At 70.2% G+C, this 16010-nt stretch carries 13 protein-coding genes; 6 read left to right on the top strand and 7 right to left on the bottom strand.

The features are described from left to right. Nucleotides 1–6: 6 nt before the first annotated feature. The 4 genes from BCD48_RS05305 to BCD48_RS05290 all read right to left on the bottom strand — a co-directional run bounded on the left by BCD48_RS05305 (nt 7) and on the right by BCD48_RS05290 (nt 3470). Nucleotides 7–1458: a helicase-associated domain-containing protein gene (locus tag BCD48_RS05305; protein WP_083418200.1), complete on the bottom strand. Its 1452-nt coding sequence runs from the start codon at nt 1456–1458 to the stop codon at nt 7–9. Nucleotides 1459–1506: 48 nt separating this feature from the next. Next, nucleotides 1507–2157, bottom strand: a complete 651-nt coding sequence (locus BCD48_RS05300; RefSeq protein WP_131803793.1) for a DUF6082 family protein — start codon at nt 2155–2157, stop codon at nt 1507–1509. A gap of 48 nt (nt 2158–2205) precedes the next feature. Beyond that, on the bottom strand, nt 2206–2601 hold the full coding sequence (locus tag BCD48_RS05295; protein ID WP_071047139.1) for a DUF6879 family protein: 396 nt from the start codon (nt 2599–2601) through the stop codon (nt 2206–2208). 227 nt (nt 2602–2828) lie between these two features. After that, the gene (locus BCD48_RS05290; protein ID WP_071047137.1) at nt 2829–3470 is read right to left on the bottom strand and encodes a sulfotransferase family protein; all 642 of its coding nucleotides are present in this window, start codon (nt 3468–3470) and stop codon (nt 2829–2831) included. A gap of 840 nt (nt 3471–4310) precedes the next feature. Between BCD48_RS05290 and BCD48_RS55445 the strand changes: the two genes are divergently transcribed. From BCD48_RS55445 to BCD48_RS05270, 4 genes are all read left to right on the top strand, one after another. After that, nucleotides 4311–5681 (top strand): peptidylprolyl isomerase, encoded by a 1371-nt coding sequence (locus tag BCD48_RS55445; RefSeq protein ID WP_083418205.1) that lies wholly within the window; start codon nt 4311–4313, stop codon nt 5679–5681. 100 nt (nt 5682–5781) lie between these two features. Then, nucleotides 5782–6519 carry a hypothetical protein gene (locus BCD48_RS05280; RefSeq protein ID WP_071047136.1) on the top strand — a complete coding sequence of 246 codons (738 nt, stop codon included), beginning with the start codon at nt 5782–5784 and terminating at the stop codon, nt 6517–6519. A 138-nt stretch (nt 6520–6657) separates the two neighbouring features. After that, nucleotides 6658–6990, top strand: a complete 333-nt coding sequence (locus BCD48_RS05275) for a metallopeptidase family protein (protein WP_241841531.1) — start codon at nt 6658–6660, stop codon at nt 6988–6990. A gap of 216 nt (nt 6991–7206) precedes the next feature. Beyond that, complete coding sequence (locus tag BCD48_RS05270) at nt 7207–8280, top strand: SAM-dependent methyltransferase (RefSeq protein WP_198543095.1); 1074 nt, start codon at nt 7207–7209, stop codon at nt 8278–8280. Between the two features lie 111 nt (nt 8281–8391). Here BCD48_RS05270 and BCD48_RS05265 read toward each other — a convergent pair whose 3' ends face one another. Together BCD48_RS05265 and BCD48_RS05260 are read right to left on the bottom strand one after the other, a co-directional pair. Further along, entirely contained in the window at nt 8392–10683 is a 2292-nt protein-coding gene (locus BCD48_RS05265; protein WP_071047132.1) for an EAL domain-containing protein, read from the bottom strand. Nucleotides 10684–11703: 1020 nt separating this feature from the next. Beyond that, the gene (locus BCD48_RS05260; RefSeq protein ID WP_071047130.1) at nt 11704–12570 is read right to left on the bottom strand and encodes a Sco1979 family transcriptional regulator; all 867 of its coding nucleotides are present in this window, start codon (nt 12568–12570) and stop codon (nt 11704–11706) included. Nucleotides 12571–14235: 1665 nt separating this feature from the next. Between BCD48_RS05260 and BCD48_RS05255 the strand changes: the two genes are divergently transcribed. Together BCD48_RS05255 and BCD48_RS05250 are read left to right on the top strand one after the other, a co-directional pair. Next, nucleotides 14236–14466, top strand: coding sequence for a DUF397 domain-containing protein (locus BCD48_RS05255; protein ID WP_349307996.1), 231 nt, complete (start codon nt 14236–14238; stop codon nt 14464–14466). Nucleotides 14467–14528: 62 nt separating this feature from the next. Further along, nucleotides 14529–15311: a hypothetical protein gene (locus BCD48_RS05250; RefSeq protein ID WP_071047159.1), complete on the top strand. Its 783-nt coding sequence runs from the start codon at nt 14529–14531 to the stop codon at nt 15309–15311. 253 nt (nt 15312–15564) lie between these two features. Here BCD48_RS05250 and BCD48_RS05245 read toward each other — a convergent pair whose 3' ends face one another. After that, a complete protein-coding gene (locus BCD48_RS05245) occupies nt 15565–15822 on the bottom strand; it encodes a UBP-type zinc finger domain-containing protein (RefSeq protein ID WP_071047127.1) in 258 nt (85 codons plus the stop codon). Between the last annotated feature and the right edge of the window lie 188 nt (nt 15823–16010).

Here is a 16010-nt window from a genome sequence, read left to right as displayed (position 1 = left end):
CGTCGGCTAAAGCGGCAGCGCGTAGCCGAGCTTGCGGACAGCGGCACGGAAGTCGGCCTCGCGTTCCGGGGAGACTGCGAGGTGCCGGTCGCCGATCCGCTGGCAGACCGCGCGGAGCTTGCGGTCGTTGCCGATTAGCGCCGCCAGCGCCGGATCGGCGCACTCGACCACCTTGCTGTACCCGAGATCCCGCAGCTGGCCGGAGCGGCCTGTCGCATCGACGAACAGCGTCCGCACCGCCGCGGGCAGCTCGTCAACCGCCGCGCGGCTGGTGAGGAACGCCCGCAGCTCCTCCGGCTGGCGGCCCTGCTCGATGGCCACCAGCAGCGACGCGAGGCTCAGCGCCCAGACGCGTTCCGATCGGCGCCGTGCGAAGGCATCCAGAAGGAGCTCCTCGCTGGGCACCAGGCGGCCGGTGACGACGACGTCAAGGCTGGGAAGCACCTTGATCGGCTCGAGGATGTCGTCTGCATCGTCATCTTCGCCCTGGCGGTCGTCATCTTCGCCCGCCGCCGCGTCAGGCTCGTACCGGTCGGAGAGGCCAAGCACGTAGGCGCCGAGCCTATTGAGGCGGATCTCCGCCAGCCCGTCGTAACGGCTGAGGCAGTCGATCCAGTCCGCGCCCCAGTTGTCGCGGAAGTCATCCCGGGCGCCGGCCGCCGAGCCGTAGCGCAGGTCGAAGAGCCCGAGGGTGCCGGCGTACTCGAACAGCAGGCACAGGGTGTACCGGCCCTCCAGCAGCGTCCAGCCGTGGTGGCCGTCGTACCCGAGGCTGCCGTACTCCCGGTCGTCGAGATACAGCTTCCACAGGTCACGCGCCACGCCGAACTGCGGGCCCTCCGTGATCATAGAGCCGAACAGGAGGTCCACTGGCATCCACTCACTCAGCGCGCAGTGCATAGCCAACGCCTCGCCCACGGCTTTGCGCCGCGGTCCAGCAGCCGTCAACGCCCGAGCCGACCGCTGGCCCTTGATCTCCTCAATCCGGCTCATCTCGTCCAGGAGCGCGTGGCTGAGCCAACGCTTCCAGAGCAGCCGGATGGTCTCCGCCGGCGGCTTCGTCAGCGCCGCCCGCCCCTTCGCGGTCAGCGTCAGCCGTCCACCAACGATCTCGGCCAGGCCGCCGGCCTGCAGCAACAACGGCCACGCGAAGGCCGCGATGGGGTCGTCAACGTAGAAGTCGCCATGCCGCAGCACCTCGGCGACCGCGGTCACCGTCGCGGCCGACGGCCGGCTGGTCTTCTCGCTGCAGCGCAGCTTCCCGACCGCGCACAGCCGCAGCACCGCCAGCAGGTCGGCGAGCGCATCCCGAGCAGTCAGCCGCTCGGTGAGCTCTTCCCCGTCGTTCTGAGCCTCATCGGTCACGCCGAGCGGTTCCACCGCTACGTCGGCGCCCGCGCCGCTGCCTGACTCTGCCCCATCGCCGTCGACCTCGACGATCTGAACCCGCACCGCCATGACTGTCACAGTAGGACGCTTCACTCGATCCTCGGACATGGAGGGGAGTCAGCCGGCGCCCGACGGCGGGTTGGAGCCTGGGGGTGGGCTCGGGCCTGGCGTGGGAGCAGACGTCGGCGGCGGGAGGCGGAGGTACTCCCCGTCGACGATCTCGTGGAAGCGGCGCTTGCGGCGGGTGCTTGCCGACTTGGCCCTGATGTCACGGCTGCCCTCCCAGAATCGGCGACCGTCGGATCCAGCCAGCACGATGCGAGCGGCCTCGCGCAGCGCCACCTCCGTGAGGGCGTTCAGCTCGAACATGAGCTCCCAGTGGGAAAAGATCATGTTCACGTACAGCTGGGCTCGCTGCTCCTCCGGGTCGGCGGAGTCGAAAAAGTCGCCCCAGCAGCGCCGGTAGACCTCGTCGTCCATCGCCATCCGCAACAGATCCACATGCAACGACCGCAACGCCTGGTCTCGGCTCGCCTTGGTCTCTCGGGCTTGGAACACCAGCGACACCGCCACGCCAGCCAACGCGAGAACCGACAGCAGCGCGGCTGCTGCCCCGTAGGTGGTCGCGATGTCGCTGAGCTCGTTCCAGTCCTTCGACTGGCCGCGCACCGCTGTCAGGATGATCGGGGCCACCGCCAGCGCCCCGACCCCGATCACAGCGACGACGACGAGCGCGACCGCCATCGCGGAGACTCGCGCTCGGCTCATAGAACGAAGGTAGGTTCAGCGCCGTTCATCCGCGCGAGTTGGCGCGGATCACCTCCGGTGCGGGAGCGAAGCCACCTCCCGCTCGAAGAACGGGCGGAAGTCTTCCCCGCGGTCGTACAGCCGGGCGATCTCATCGACGCACGCGCGCACGACCGCCCGATCGTCCACGCGGCGAGCACCGCTGTACTCGCCCTCCTCGGCGTACAGAACCTCGTAGAAGACCGTGTCATCGAGGGTCAGGACCTCTGGCAGCAGACGCCGCGCCTCAAGCGGCCTGACCTCCGCCGCGTCGAGGATCCTGATCCGTTCGTCCGCGCCGGTGCGGTGCCGAAACACCTGCATCTCCCATTGCAGATAGGGCGTCAGGGGACGTTCGACGATACGCACGCGTCTGCGTTCCAAACCGGGCGTGCTCGTGAGATCCTCATCGATCGCCTGACGCATCGGACCATCCATGATGGCCAGCGAGCGATCCCTGGTGGTCGTGGAAGGACTGCGGATACAACCGTCAGAGGACAGAGATCGCGATCATGTCAGGCGGCGGAACGGAGCCAACCTTGCCGGGTTGAGCGCCAAGCCTCGGCGCGAGTCGGGAAGCGGGTGACCCGCCCCGGCGGGGGGAGTCGCCGGGGCGGGTTCCTGATTGCTTTCCTTTGCGGGTACCGCCAGAACTATGCGGCGGCGGCGGCGACGCGGGCCTGCTGCTGGGCCGCGTAGGCGTCCCGTTCGTTGAGGCGGGGGAAGGGCTCGGCCGGGACCGGCACGCCGAGGAAGGCGCACAGCGGCTCCCAGCCCTCGGCGACGTCGAAGACCAGCAGGCGATCCGCCGGGATCTCCCGCTTCACCTCGGCGATGTGGTCCTCATAGACCCGCAGGGCGTGGTCCTTGTCCGCGAAGCGCCCGTCGAAGATGCCGTCCCAGATCAGCAGCCTGAGCAGCTTGATCAGCGGCTCGACCTCGGCCGGCAGATGCTCCGGGACGTTCAGGATCGCCTGGTAGAGCGTGTTCTTCACACTCTCGTACCACTTCTCCGGGTCGCGTACCGAAAGAACCACCTTCGACGCTGGGTCGTGGGCGGCGAGCTCCCGCCAGAAACGGGCGCCCGGCCAGTCGACGGTCGACCTGTACCCGGCGTACATGGAATCCCAGTCGACAGGTTTTCCTTCGACCGCGTCCAGCCAGTCGAAAACGGTTTCACGCCGTTTCATCAGTTCAAAGCCGTGATGGCATGGCCCGAATCCCAGCTGCTCGAGGGCCGCCTTGAGTGAGAGAGTTCCGGTGCGCCCGAAGCCCGCGCCAACGATGTCGACCATTTCCCTCCTCCATAGATTACCTGGACGCAACGCTATCGAAGTGGGCGCTCGGGCCGGAACGGAACCCCCCACCGCCGAGAACAAAGAACGCTCGTCGGGAGTCAATGCCCGGGGGTGATCGACGGCATGGTAACCTTGCCCGTCACGCCACAAAACCGCTTTCCTCACCGGAATTACGATAAAACGCAGGCGCTGTGTTTATCTGTGTACCGTACGCAATATGGCGCCGTCTCGCTCGGACTTTCGGAACTGACAGTCACCCGATGCGTAGGCCGGACGTTCGGCTCAGCTTTCACGCGCGAACGACAGGGTGCCACCAACATCTGAAGGACAGCCGCATGGATGACCGCGGCCCGGTCCAGCCCGGCCCGGTCCAGCTCGGCTCGGCTCGGCTCGGTCCAGCCCGGCTCGGCACGGCCACCGCCGGGCCAGCGGCGATCCGCGACGGTCCGCGACCGTCGGCGGCGATCCGCGGAGGTTCGCGGGCACCACGAACGACACACACGCCGAGTGCACGCGCATGGCGAGGGCGACCCCGCCGCCCGTCCGCGACCGGCGACCGACTGCCAGCCGACTGCCAGCGACCGGCCGACTGCCGGCGTACGCACGCGCGATCCGCGTCTCGGCGCGTCACAGCGTGAGCGCAGAGGGCGGATGGTCGGGCTCGTCTCCTGCCTGGGGGCATCCGGTCTCCCGCCTGGAGCCATCGAGGGCCGCCTCGCCGCAACGGAGGTGGAGTGGCGGCGACGAAGCGGCTACCAACCGTCATTGACAAGGCCGATGTGAGCGGCTGCTGTACAGGTTTGGTTGCTAGGCTGCGGCGCCGGGAGGTAGGTGCTGATGCCGGACGAGAAGGACCCAGCCGGGCCGGATGCACGGTCTGATGAGTCGAGCGCGCCGGCATCGCCGGCGGACACGGACGCCAAGGAAGAGAAGCAAGGACAGAGCGGCAAGAGACAGGGCGCCACCGCGCCACCGCCGATCATCCTGTCCACCTCGGGGATTCCGATGGTTCAGGGTGCGGACGCGGCCGGTGGGGCCGTTGGTGGCTGGGCACTGTTGCCGCCACCCCGGGACCCTGCTTCCGGGCCATGGGGGCTCACCGCCCCTACTCTTACGAACCGTGACCAGCCCGAATCGTCCAGTGACGCCTCTGGCCTCGACGAGGCTGACGTCGATGACGACAACGACGTCGACGACGCGGCCGAGGACCACCAGGCCCTTCGCGGCGGCGAGAAGGCCGGCGTGAAGGTCACCGGCCGCGCCTCGGGCACTGGCCACGGCGACGATGACCTCGACACGGACGACGACCTCGACCTCGACTCGTCCGACCTCGACGAGCCGGACTTCGATGACGACGAAGACGATGATGACGAGGACGAGGACAGCGACGACGGCGAGGACGGTTCGCCGAGCTGGCAGAAGAACGTCTCCGGCGAGCGCCCGCGACGTCGCGAGCTCGCCCCGGAGGTCAAGGTCGCCGCGTTCGGCGTCCTCGCGGCCCTGCTGCTGACGGTCGGCGCGATCGCGCTCTCGAAGTCGCTCGGCGGCTCGTCGTCATCCGACGACACTGCGAGCGTCACCCCTGAAGCGACCCAGAGCGTCAAGCCGCCGGCGACATCGAAGGTCGGGGACTGCGTCTACACCGAGGACGGGAACACGCCTGCCCGAAACGTCACGCTTCCGCCCGCGGGGCCCAGCGTCGACACGAATCCCGCCAAGATGTTGATCACCACCAACCTCGGCACGATGACAGCCACTCTCGACGCGGCCAAGGCGCCGTGCACCGTGCACGCGCTGAGCTACCTCGCCGAGAAGAAGTACTTCGACGGAACGACCTGCCACCGGGAGACCTCTGGTCCCGACGCTGGGATCTTCGTTCTGCAGTGCGGTGACCCGACAGGCACGGGCGGCGGCTCGCCCGGGTTCCAGTACAAGAACGAGAACACCACCGGCGTCAACTACAACCGTGGCGTACTCGCCATGGCGAACGCCGGCCCGGACACGAACGGCAGCCAGTTCTTCATCAACTATGCCGATCCGTCGGAGGAGGGTGCCCAGGCGCTCGCCGGCGGCTACACGGTCGTCGGTCAGATCACCGAGGGACTCGACATCCTCGACAAGATCACCAGTCCTGGTGCCGAGGGTGAGACAGGTGATGGCGCGCCGGTCACCAAGCCGCAGATCCTCTCGCTCACGGTCACCCAGTGACGCCTGGCGGCCCAGGCATGATCATCCAGTGACAAACTCGCGGTAACGCGCGACGAAATGGTCATCGCGGTCACCCCGACATCTCTGCGACGATGCCGGGGTGACCGCTCCGTCCAACCGACGAGAGCCCGACGCGTCCGGCCGCTCCGGCAGGCCCACCGCGTCGACGATGGCCGCCGCCGCGCTCATGCTCGCCGTGACGGTCGCTGGCTGCGGCGGCGACAAGGATTCCACCGGAACCGCCCGTTCTCAGCCGCTCGCGAGCCAGTCGTCCCTTCGCGGCTCCTCAGAGACAGATGAGGCAGTCTCGGCGCGGGGATCTGAAGGGTCCGGCGGCCCGAGCGTCGCTCCCGGCTTCGGGAGCGCCGCCCCAGTCGACGATGGCAGCAGGACGATGGACTGCGGTGATGTGATCGACGCGATCTCGTCGCCACCCAGCGAATTCTCCATCGTCGCGAGTGACATCGCGCTTCCCACCCGCGTTCAGCTGCAGGCGTCCCGAAACACCAACATCCCGGCGTCCGACCCACAGGCATATTTCGCGAAGTACGGCCTGCTCGTTCGCGTCGGCGTCGCGGTCGACCTGGCACTGGCACCGAACTTCGCCGACGAGGCCGCGATCGGCTGGGGCACGGGCGAACCGGGCCTGGTCGTCCACGTCCCGGCCTGCTCGGCCCACGGGAACGGCGTCACCTGGCTGGCCTTTGCCGGCGGCTACTACGTCAACACCCCGCGCTGTCTGCCTGTCGAAGTCCACACCCCGTCCGGCCGGGAGTCGGTCAGCATCGGCGCCGGCGCCCCCTGCCCCGGCCAATCCGCCGCTCAACCCGCCGCCTAAGCCCCAATCCGCCCCTCGCGGCGAAGGCGCCAGCGGACGGCCGCGGGAGGGCCGGCGGGGAGGACCGGCGGGGAGGACGGCCAGTCCGGCGGACCTGGGGCTGGGCGCGGCGGCAGACTTGGTGGCATGGGCGTCGATGTGCCATTGGATCGGTTCGAGGAACTGGTGGTCGAGGCACTGGACAGCCTGCCGCCGGAGCTGGGCCGGCGGATGCGCAACGTCGCGGTCCTCGTGGAGGACGACTCGACGGATGGCCTGCTCGGGCTGTACGAGGGCGTCCCACTCACCGAGCGGGGGGACTGGTACAGCGCGGTTCTCCCCGACCGGATCACGATCTACCGGAAACCGATCTGCGCGATGTGCGCGAACGAGGCCGAGGTCGTCCGCGAAGTTCGGGTCACCGTCATCCACGAGATTGCCCACCATTTCGGCATCGACGACGACCGCCTCCACGAGCTCGGCTGGGCCTAGCCCTCCCCGTCGATCTCGCTTCCCACTAGTGCTTCTGGGGACGGGGGCCTCCGGAGGTGCGAAGGAGGAGCATTTTCGCACCTCCTTTGGCTCTCTAGCGACCAGAGATGCGCACGGGCCGAACAAACTGGTTGCCGACAGTGACCCGCCGCGGGTGGCGGTGTACGGCCGGGGTAGGCATTGAGCACATCTGCTGCCCGAGGGGCGGAGGTACCGGTGGCATCCACTGAGCCGCATCTGGACCGACCCGACCGCGATCTCGATCGAGCCGCCGAGTGCGGCCTCGGCCGGGCCGAGGCCGACCGCGCCTACCGCTACCGCGCCCATCCCGCCGATGCCAACAAGATCAATCGTGCCGATGCGAACCAGATCGATCTTGAGCGATCCCAGCCAGGCCTCGGAACGGACCCTCGGACGTCATGGCGCCATGACCGGGCGTCATGGCGCCATGAGCCGACGGTCGATTGCCGGCGACCGAGCACCTCGCGGGTCTACGACTACTTCCTCGGCGGGTCGAACCACTTCCCTGTCGATCGGGAGCTGGCCGCTCGTCTGTCGGCCACGCTTCCCGACATCGACGCGATCATGCGGGAGAACCGGGCGTTCATGCGCCGGGCGGTCCGTTTTCTGCTGGATGCCGGCATCCAGCAGTTCCTTGACCTTGGCTCCGGCATTCCGACGGACGACGGTCACGCCGGCAATGTGCATGAGCTTGCGCGGCGGCGCCGCGACGGCGGCGCCCGCGTCGTCTACGTCGACCTTGACCCGACGGCGGTCGCCCGCAGCCGCGTCGTCCTGGCCGGTAACCAGGACGCAACGATCATCCAGGCCGACCTGCGCGACCCGGACACGGTGTTCGACCATCCGGACACCCGCCGGCTGCTCGACCTGGCCAGGCCTACCGCGGTGCTGATCCTAGGCGTCCTGCACGACATCCCGGACGCGGACGACCCGCCGAGGATCATCGGCCAGATCCGCGAACGCCTCGCCCCGGGCAGCTTCCTCGCTCTCTCCCAGGGCACGGTCAACAGCCGCGCTGACACCGGCGGAGCCGGGACGAACGCCTACAACGACGGTTACGCACGCGGAGCGCCTCGGCTCTCGCTGCGCGGCCGCGCCCAGACCCTCGCCCTCCTCGACGGCTTCGAACTGGTCGCCCCCGGGCTCGTCTTCCTCGAGGACTGGCGCCCGTATCTGGATGACGACGCCGACCGCCTCACCTCCCCTGCCCGCGCGGCTGGCGCTACACCGGGCTTCCGGGCCGCCCTCGCCGGCATCGGCATGCGGTAGCTCCCCACCGCTCTCCGCCAGTACGCGGGGCGTGGTGCGGGGTTGTGGGCTGCGGGGTGCGCGTGGTGCGGGGTGCGGGGCGGGGTGCGGGGTGCGGGGCGGGGTGCTGGCCTACGAGTGGCGGTGGGCGGCGCGGTGCCGGTGGCCGTCGCGCGCCGCGGGGACCAGCGGGCCGCCAGGAACGTCCGGCGCCCCCGGGAAGGGGACGGTCGCCCCGCCCGCGGCGAACGCGACGGCCATCTTGTCGGCGCACATGGGACGGCCGAAGAGGTGGCCTTGGCCGAGGTCGACGCCAAGGGCCAGCATCCGCGCCGCCTGCGCGCGCGTCTCCACCGACTCGGCCGTGACGATGTGCCCCAGCCGATGCGCGATCGAGACGATCCCTTCGACCATCTGGTCCATGGCCTCGGTCTCCGACCGCTCGGCGAGCAGCCGAGCCCGCTCCCCACCGCCGCCGGCGGCGAGAGCGACGACGGAGGCCGGGTCACCCACAGCCACACCGGCGCCCGAGCTCACACCGGCGCCCGAGCCCGCATCGGCGTCGGCTCCCACCTCGTCGTCCGTCTCGTCCGCCCCGTCGTCCTCGTCCCGCGCACAGAACTGGCCGGCGAGCTTGAGGGCACCGACCGGCAGCGTCGGTAGGTACGCGAAGTTCGAGTAACCCGTGCCGAAGTCGTCGATCGCGATCCGGATGCCCGCGTCGGCGAGCTGGTGCAACGCCTCGGGCTGGCGGCCGAACGCGTCGATCATCAGGTTCTCGACCAGCTCCAGTTGCAGGCAGCGCGGGTCCAGCCCGGCGCGCTCGACGATGCCCAGGATCACCGGCACGAGGTCCGGCTCCTCCAGCTGGCGCACCGAGAGGTTCACACTGACGAAGGGGTCTGGGACGGCCCCGCCGCGCATGCCCACGCCATCCACACCGTCCGCGCCGGATACACCGGGCAGGCCGGGGACCGCCTCGCCGTCGGGGGCTGCCAGCCGGGTGGCCGCGGCGGCGCCCGCCCAGCGGGCGGCGTCGCGGCAGGCGGTTTCGAGCACGTGCAGGCCGAGCGGCACGATCAGGCCCGACTCCTCGGCCACGCCGATGAACTCCTCGGGCGAGAGCAGGCCCTGGCGCGGGTGGTCCCAGCGCACGAGCGCCTCGGCGCCCTGAATCGTCCCGTCGGTCAGCCGCACGATCGGCTGGTAGTGCACGACGAACTGGCCGGTGCGCAGCGCCGCCGCGATCGAGCGGGTCAGCCGCGCCGTGGCCGCCGCGGCCGCCCCCTGCCGGGAGGCCGAAGAGCCGGGGACCGGCCGGTCCGCTCCCGTACCCACGAGTCGCCCCGGTGGACGGCCGTGATCCCCGCCAGCTGCGTCGCCACGGTCGAGCCCGCCGCTGTGGCCGGCCCCTGCCCGCGGGTCATGACGACTGGTCACGTCCTCGACCGTGACGGCGTAGTACGAGCCGCCGGCGGCGGTCTCGTCGTCGACCATCGCCGCCGTCAGGCTGACCCACACCTCGTTGCCGTCCGGGTCGGCCTCCCGGTCCAGCCGCCAGAAGCCGTGCCCCGGCCGGCCGGCGCGCACCGCCGCCCACATGTCGATCAGCCCGGCTCGGTCACGCGGCGGGACCAGGTCCCAGACGTCACCGATGGACAGGCGAGTCAGGTCGCGCCCGACGATCGCGCGCGCGGTGTCGTTGGCCTCCAGGATCGTCCCCGAGTCGGCGACCACTAAGGTGCCAATGCCGGCGTGTTCGAAGACGGACCGGAACCGCTTGTCGCCCAGCCGGCGGGCGCGCTCGGCCCGGCGCAGGCCGGTGAGCTCCGCGCTGTGCCTGTCGCGGACGGCCGCCAGGGCACACTTGCGGACCGCCTCGCCGTGCCCGGAGGCGACCGCGCCGAGGACGGCGAACGCGGCCTGCGCCCGCCCAGGGCCCGCGGCGGCGGACAGCGGGGGCCCGAGCACCTCGACGGTGCGGGCAAGGGCGTCAGGGCCGGTGAAGCCGACCCGGGCAAGCCGGGCTCCGACCGTACGGCCCGCGGCCCGGTCCACCGGGTCGGCGGCGAGCGCTCCGAGCAGCTGGCCGGTGAGCTCACGCAGCTCGGCGCGCATCCCGGCCGCTCCGTCGTCGCCCGGCCCCTCGGAGGCGGGCGGCGCGGGCGCCATGGGCGAGGGGCAGGCATCCGCCGGCTCGACCAGGCCCTGGGCCGCGGCGTCCGCGGTGGTCCCCGCGCACGGGTCGGGCGATCCGGAGAGCGACGACGGCTCCACGCGGGGAGACGAGTCGATGCGCACCGTGACGCAGGGCAGGTGCTCGGCGGTGGGTACGGGCGACGTGAGCTGTGTCGGTGACATCGGCGGCCACGCCGCCGTCACCGACACCGCGTCGTACCAGCGATCGGCGATCCGGTCGTCCACGGCGCCTTCCCTGCGTTCCGGGAGCTCATTGTGTTCCGCCTATGGTCGCAGAGGCCGTTCCCGGGCCGCACACTGGCACCGGGTTCGCCGCGGCCTGCGCCAGACCCGCGCCTCAGTTCCCGGCCGGCCGTGGGGTGCCCGCTCCCTGGCCCCGCCGCCGCATGCCGCCGCATGGAGAACCGCGAGGCCGCCCGCCAAGCGGAGCACCGGTTCCCGAATTGCCGTGCCGGCGGACGGACGGGCCGCGCACACCCGCACAAGTCGGGCCGCCGCGAAAATCTGGCCGACCACCCCGGCCTCGATGCCTCGCCCATCGAACAGCTCCCCGCGACCCGGTGGACGGGCCATCACGGAGCGATGTCGATTACCGAGCGCTCCCGGCCCGTTAACAATGCCGAATCAAATGGCGCACCGGGCCCGGCGTGATGCGCGCCTGAAATGCACGGTGGAATGCACGCGCGATATGCACGCCGCCTGCACGTGCACCCGGCATCATTTGGGCTGGCCGCCGCGCCGCGGACGATTCTTCACACGGACGGTCACGTCGCCGAGGATTCTTCGGACCCGTCGGCCGCCGCCGCGGGCCAGTCGGCCGCGCGACGGATGAGCCAGGCCAGGTCGGCCGCCCGCGGGTAACGGCGGTCGGCGGCCGCGGGTGGCGGCGCCGCGCGCCGCGCGGCCCTCCACGAGTGCTTCTGGGACGGGGGCCTCCGGAGGTGCGAAGGAGGAGCATTTTCGCACCTCCTTTGGCCCTCTAGGAGGCGCCAGCCAGGCCAGCGCGGGCTGAGGCCAAGACAGCCGCGGGAGCGCGCCGAGAGGCTCGTCACCAGCGACAACTCCGGCGAGCCGACGCCGGGAGGCACGCCTGGCCAGGACGCGGGCCACCGGATGGCACGGGCACAAGCCGCCGGATCACCGTGCCACGGCTAGTGCCGCGGCCGGACGAGAGGCGCGCTTCGCCGGGCGTTCACGGACATCACGAACCGCCGCCAAGGATCATGGCGGCTGGTTACACGACTGTCACAGGCTGGAGGCGATCTTCCTCAGGACGTCGGCGGTACGGGCCGGGGTGGTGCTGTCGACGCAGAGCCGGTCCATGGCCTCCATGTACCGGTCGACGTCCTCGCGTTTGTCCAGGTAGTTGGCGCCGCCGAGAACCTCGATATAGACGACGTCCGGAATGTCCGCTTCAGGGAACCGCAGGATGCTGAATGCGCCGCCCTCGGCCGCGTGGCCGCCGAAGTCGAACGGCATGACCTGCAGCGTCAGCGAGGGCTGGCTCATCAGGTCGAGGAGGTGCTCGATCTGCGCCTTCATGGTCTTGGTGCCACCAATCGGGCGGCGCAGCGCCGCCTCGTCGATGACGACCCACAGGCGAGGCGCGTTGTCCCTGGTCAGGACCTTCTGCCGGTTCATCCGGACATTGACACGTGAGTCGATGACGTCCCTGGGCACACCGCGGTTGCCCTGGGTGATCACCGCTCGCGCGTAGTCCTCCGTCTGCAGCAGCCCGGGGATGAACTGGAGCTCGTAGGTACGGATCAGGGAAGCTGATTCCTCCAGACCAATGTATGGCTGGAACCAGTTGGGCAGGACCTCGGAGAAGCTCTGCCACCAACCCTGCTGGTTTGCCTCACGGACCATCGCCAGGAACGGCGCCCGCTCTGTCTCGTCGGTCACGCCGTAAAGAGTAAGCAGATCCTCGACGTCGCGTTCCTTAAAACTGACACGACCTAGTTCGAGTCTGCTGATCTTTGACTCGGAACCACGAATATGGTAGCCGGCTTCCTCCCGGGTTACCCCTTTTGCCTCACGCAGCCGTCGCAACTGGGACCCGAGCAGGATGCGACGAACGGTCGGGCCAGTGCCCGCCGGGGGTGTCGTCACGTCCCGCTCCCTCTGATCCAGTCGTCACAACGGTTAGCCAGCTTGGCCGCGTTCGTTGCCGCCGTCCAGAGCCGATCCGGACAAAGCCATCTCGACTGCCCGGCTCGGTAGTCCCAGACACGTCTCCGGCCGCGATCCCACGGCGCCGTCGGGCACGTCGAGGCGGGCGCCTGGTGAGCAAATCCGACATTTGTCGCACCATGGACTATTGCCACAACCTCGCCGGACGCCACGACCCGCGCGGATCCGCCGAACGGAGCCATTCTGCCAGCCCGCCCAACGGTTCCGATAGTTGGGCGGACGACCCGGGCGCCAGTAACTCCTGCCTGGGAGGTCCTCCCCACGGGGATGTCCACGCGGCCAGGGTAGGGGACCCCACCGATGATCGGCCTCATAGCCTTCCCAGACGCCACCCGCGGACGCGAGGTTGCCCTCGCTGACACGGCATCGGCGGGATGGGCGGCGCCAGGCGCCGCGAGCCAGCCGCGACAGGGCATCGACGGCGCCACGCCGTCGACGGGCACGCCAAAGGTCGGGACGACCGCCCCTGGGCGCGTCGCGCCCTCGTCCGCCACCTGACCCCTCCGTCGCGGTCACGACGCGAGATCTCTCGTCCCACGCCCCGACTCACCAGACCCAACCGGCCACGGTGCGTCGCTTGGAGATTCCTACACCATCGGCGGCTGGTTGGCATCAGCGACCTGATCTATCACGTTGCGCGCAGATAACGATTACGTGACGCGACCGAGTCGCGACGGTAGGCAGGCAGTCGCGCCGCGCGGCCACAGCCACGCGGACGCTTTCCACAGCGGCCGCGGGCTGCGCACTTTTCCACAAGGGATAGCAGTCGTCTCCCTCGCGGCCAGGGAATGGCCTCCTCTCCTCCACTAGATGGCCGAGCGCGGAGCCGAACCCCAGCCCCCGGCCCCCCGCGCCCGCCACGCCGCCCTAGCCCCGTCGCCATCCGAGGGCGCGGGATGAACGAGCGCGTGGGTCGCGCGACGAGGCGACAGCCCGCGGCGGACGGCGTTTGAGGAAGGCCGCGCCCCAGACCGCGCAGGTCATGGGCCTGCAGCTGGCAAGGCCCGGCCGGCGGGCGCATCCGGCCCGGCATCCGAGCCTGCGGATGTGACCTCCGTTCGCGCCCAACGTTTGCACACGTCCTCTCCCGGGCAGATGCACGTGCATGCGACCGTGCCATACTGTTCTTGCAAGCAAGAAGCACGGTGTATCCGCGACTTCCGAGGCACGGAGGAGGGTGGGCTGGTGCACGCGACTCGACTTCCGGGTCAGCGGCTCCAAGGGGCCGCCGCTTCCTCGGTGCGTGTCGCCGCCGCCAGCCCGGGGTTCCTGCCAGATCCGGAGTTCCTGCCGGATCGATGGAGCTTGCGGAGTCCGGGGTTCCTGCCGGATCGGCGAAGCCGATCCGGGAGGTCTGCTGGCAGGTCTGGGAGGTCCGGGGCGCAACGCCACACCGGCGTTCCTGGTCCTACTGACCGGGAGTCCTTCCCGAGACGGCGGCCCGGCATGAACGTCTGGCACCGCTCGCAGAGGTCGATTCGCTCGCCAGAAGCAGGCGGCCCGACCGAAACGTTGGACACGGATTCGGGGTGTGCCGCATATGGCGGCAGCCCTCCCCGGCATCCCCAGGAGACCGCCTTGACCATGATCCACAACGGCATGTCCGCTGCCGCGCTGAAGAGCGTGACCTGGCAGAAGAGCCAGCGCAGCAACTCCCAGGGAAACTGCGTCGAGATGGCGCGGCTCTCGGACGACGCCGTCGCGGTCCGTAACTCCCGGGATCCGCGGGGCCCGGCGCTCATCTACACACTCGCCGAGATCGAGGCCCTGATCCTGGGCGCCAAGGACGGCGACTTCGACAACCTCCTCTGCTGATGCTGGTCTCCGCCGCCATCGACGCCACGTCTGACAGCACTCCGCGCCGGTACGGAGGCCGCATGGAAACCTTGACATCGGAGAAGACGCTGACTGGAGAGCGCATCTTCACGTCGAGCGACCTTCCAGGTCTGTCGCTGCCGGACGCCGACGGCCTTGTCACCTGTCGGTGGTTCCAGGATTCGACGCCCGGCCGACCGGCCTGGTGCGCGCCGACTCAGACATTCCGGCCCGGGTGGACGGCGGAAGCCGCGGTTGACGACGACGAGAGCCTGGGGCAGCGGGGTCCCGGCCAGGTGGCTTTCGTCGTGGTCGACCGCTCCTGGCTGGTCCGGGAGGGCATGGACCGGGTCCGTACCCGCGCCGTCGACGCCGTGGTGTTGCACGCCAAGTCCAGCCCTCCCGGACGGACCGCCTTGGCCTTGGCTTTCAGCGCCTACCTGCGCACCCGGCAGCATCGGATGGGCCTTGGCGCTGATGTCGTCACCGCGGCCGTCCGCCCCGAGCTCGCTGGTGCCCCCGGACTCTTCCGGGTCCCGCACTTCGTCACCGTCTCCGACGGGACGGGCACGGTCGCCGACACCACTGTCTGGCAGGTGATGAGCGGCCCGCGCTACGACGCCTGGCTCGGAGGCGCGCCCCGGCCCGACCACACGGCGATCGAGGCGGCGCTGCCCGGTCTGCTGCGGCTGCGGCACCTGTGGCGCACCGGTCGCCTGGACCGCACCCGCGCCGACACCCTCGCCGCGGTGCTCGACGGCGGCGAGCTCACCGCCCAGAAGATCTTCCGCTACCCGCGCGTCATCCTCCCGGTCGCCACCCGGGCGCTGCGCGGGTCTCTGTGAGACGCACCTTCTGAAAGCACTTCCCGCTCAGCAGGGCCGCTGGCCAGGCCGACGCCGCCAGCCAGCCCCGCCAGAGTCCAGCCCCGGCACAGCGGCGTGCCGGGGCTCTGGCATTTCCCAGACACAGGCGCCGCGCCACGCGGGTATGCCGAGCGCTCCCCCGGCGACGGCGCGAACCAGTGTCACGCCCACCGAACAACGCATGATCGGCACGCGGGCCGGGGACGGCGCCGGTGTCTCCGGCCAAGCCTGGTCAGACGAAAGCGTCGTCGATGAAGCAGTAGGCCCAGTCCTCGCCTGGCTCGAAGGACCGCACGATCGGGTGCCCGACGTGGGCCGCGTGTGCGCGCGCATGCCGGCGCGGCGACGAGTCGCAACACCCGACATGCCCACAGGTCAGGCACAGTCGCAGGTGCACCCACCTGGATCCTTCGCGCAGGCAGTCCTCGCACCCGTCCTGAGTGCTTGGCTCGACAGCCTGGATCATCTCGGCATGCGGGTCGACCGTCATACCTCCACCCAACGACGTCGAGAGCCCGAGGACAACCCCTCGCAGGCCGAACCACAGTTCGCACCCGAGCTGCCGGCGGAGGTGGGCCGGGGTCGGGGTCGGCCGGGGTCGGCCGGGGTCGGCCGGGGTCGGCCGGGGTCGGCCGGGGTCGGCCGGGGTCGGCCGGGGTCGGCCGGGGTCGGCCGGGG

Origin of the sequence: Pseudofrankia coriaricola, from assembly GCF_001854805.1 — a bacterium.
In the GTDB taxonomy this organism is placed as follows: domain Bacteria; phylum Actinomycetota; class Actinomycetes; order Frankiales; family Frankiaceae; genus Pseudofrankia.
Note: the sequence above shows the minus strand (reverse complement) of the source record. Positions and strands in the feature narration are given on the sequence as shown.

Coding starts and splice junctions, on each gene's coding strand:
- BCD48_RS55445 (WP_083418205.1), top strand. CDS start 4,311: ATGCCGGACGAGAAGGACCCAGCCGGGCCGGATGCACGGTCTGATGAG.
- BCD48_RS05245 (WP_071047127.1), bottom strand. CDS start 15,822: ATGACGGTCGACCCGCATGCCGAGATGATCCAGGCTGTCGAGCCAAGC.
- BCD48_RS05250 (WP_071047159.1), top strand. CDS start 14,529: ATGGAAACCTTGACATCGGAGAAGACGCTGACTGGAGAGCGCATCTTC.
- BCD48_RS05300 (WP_131803793.1), bottom strand. CDS start 2,157: ATGAGCCGAGCGCGAGTCTCCGCGATGGCGGTCGCGCTCGTCGTCGTC.
- BCD48_RS05305 (WP_083418200.1), bottom strand. CDS start 1,458: ATGGCGGTGCGGGTTCAGATCGTCGAGGTCGACGGCGATGGGGCAGAG.
- BCD48_RS05295 (WP_071047139.1), bottom strand. CDS start 2,601: ATGCGTCAGGCGATCGATGAGGATCTCACGAGCACGCCCGGTTTGGAA.
- BCD48_RS05290 (WP_071047137.1), bottom strand. CDS start 3,470: ATGGTCGACATCGTTGGCGCGGGCTTCGGGCGCACCGGAACTCTCTCA.
- BCD48_RS05255 (WP_349307996.1), top strand. CDS start 14,236: ATGATCCACAACGGCATGTCCGCTGCCGCGCTGAAGAGCGTGACCTGG.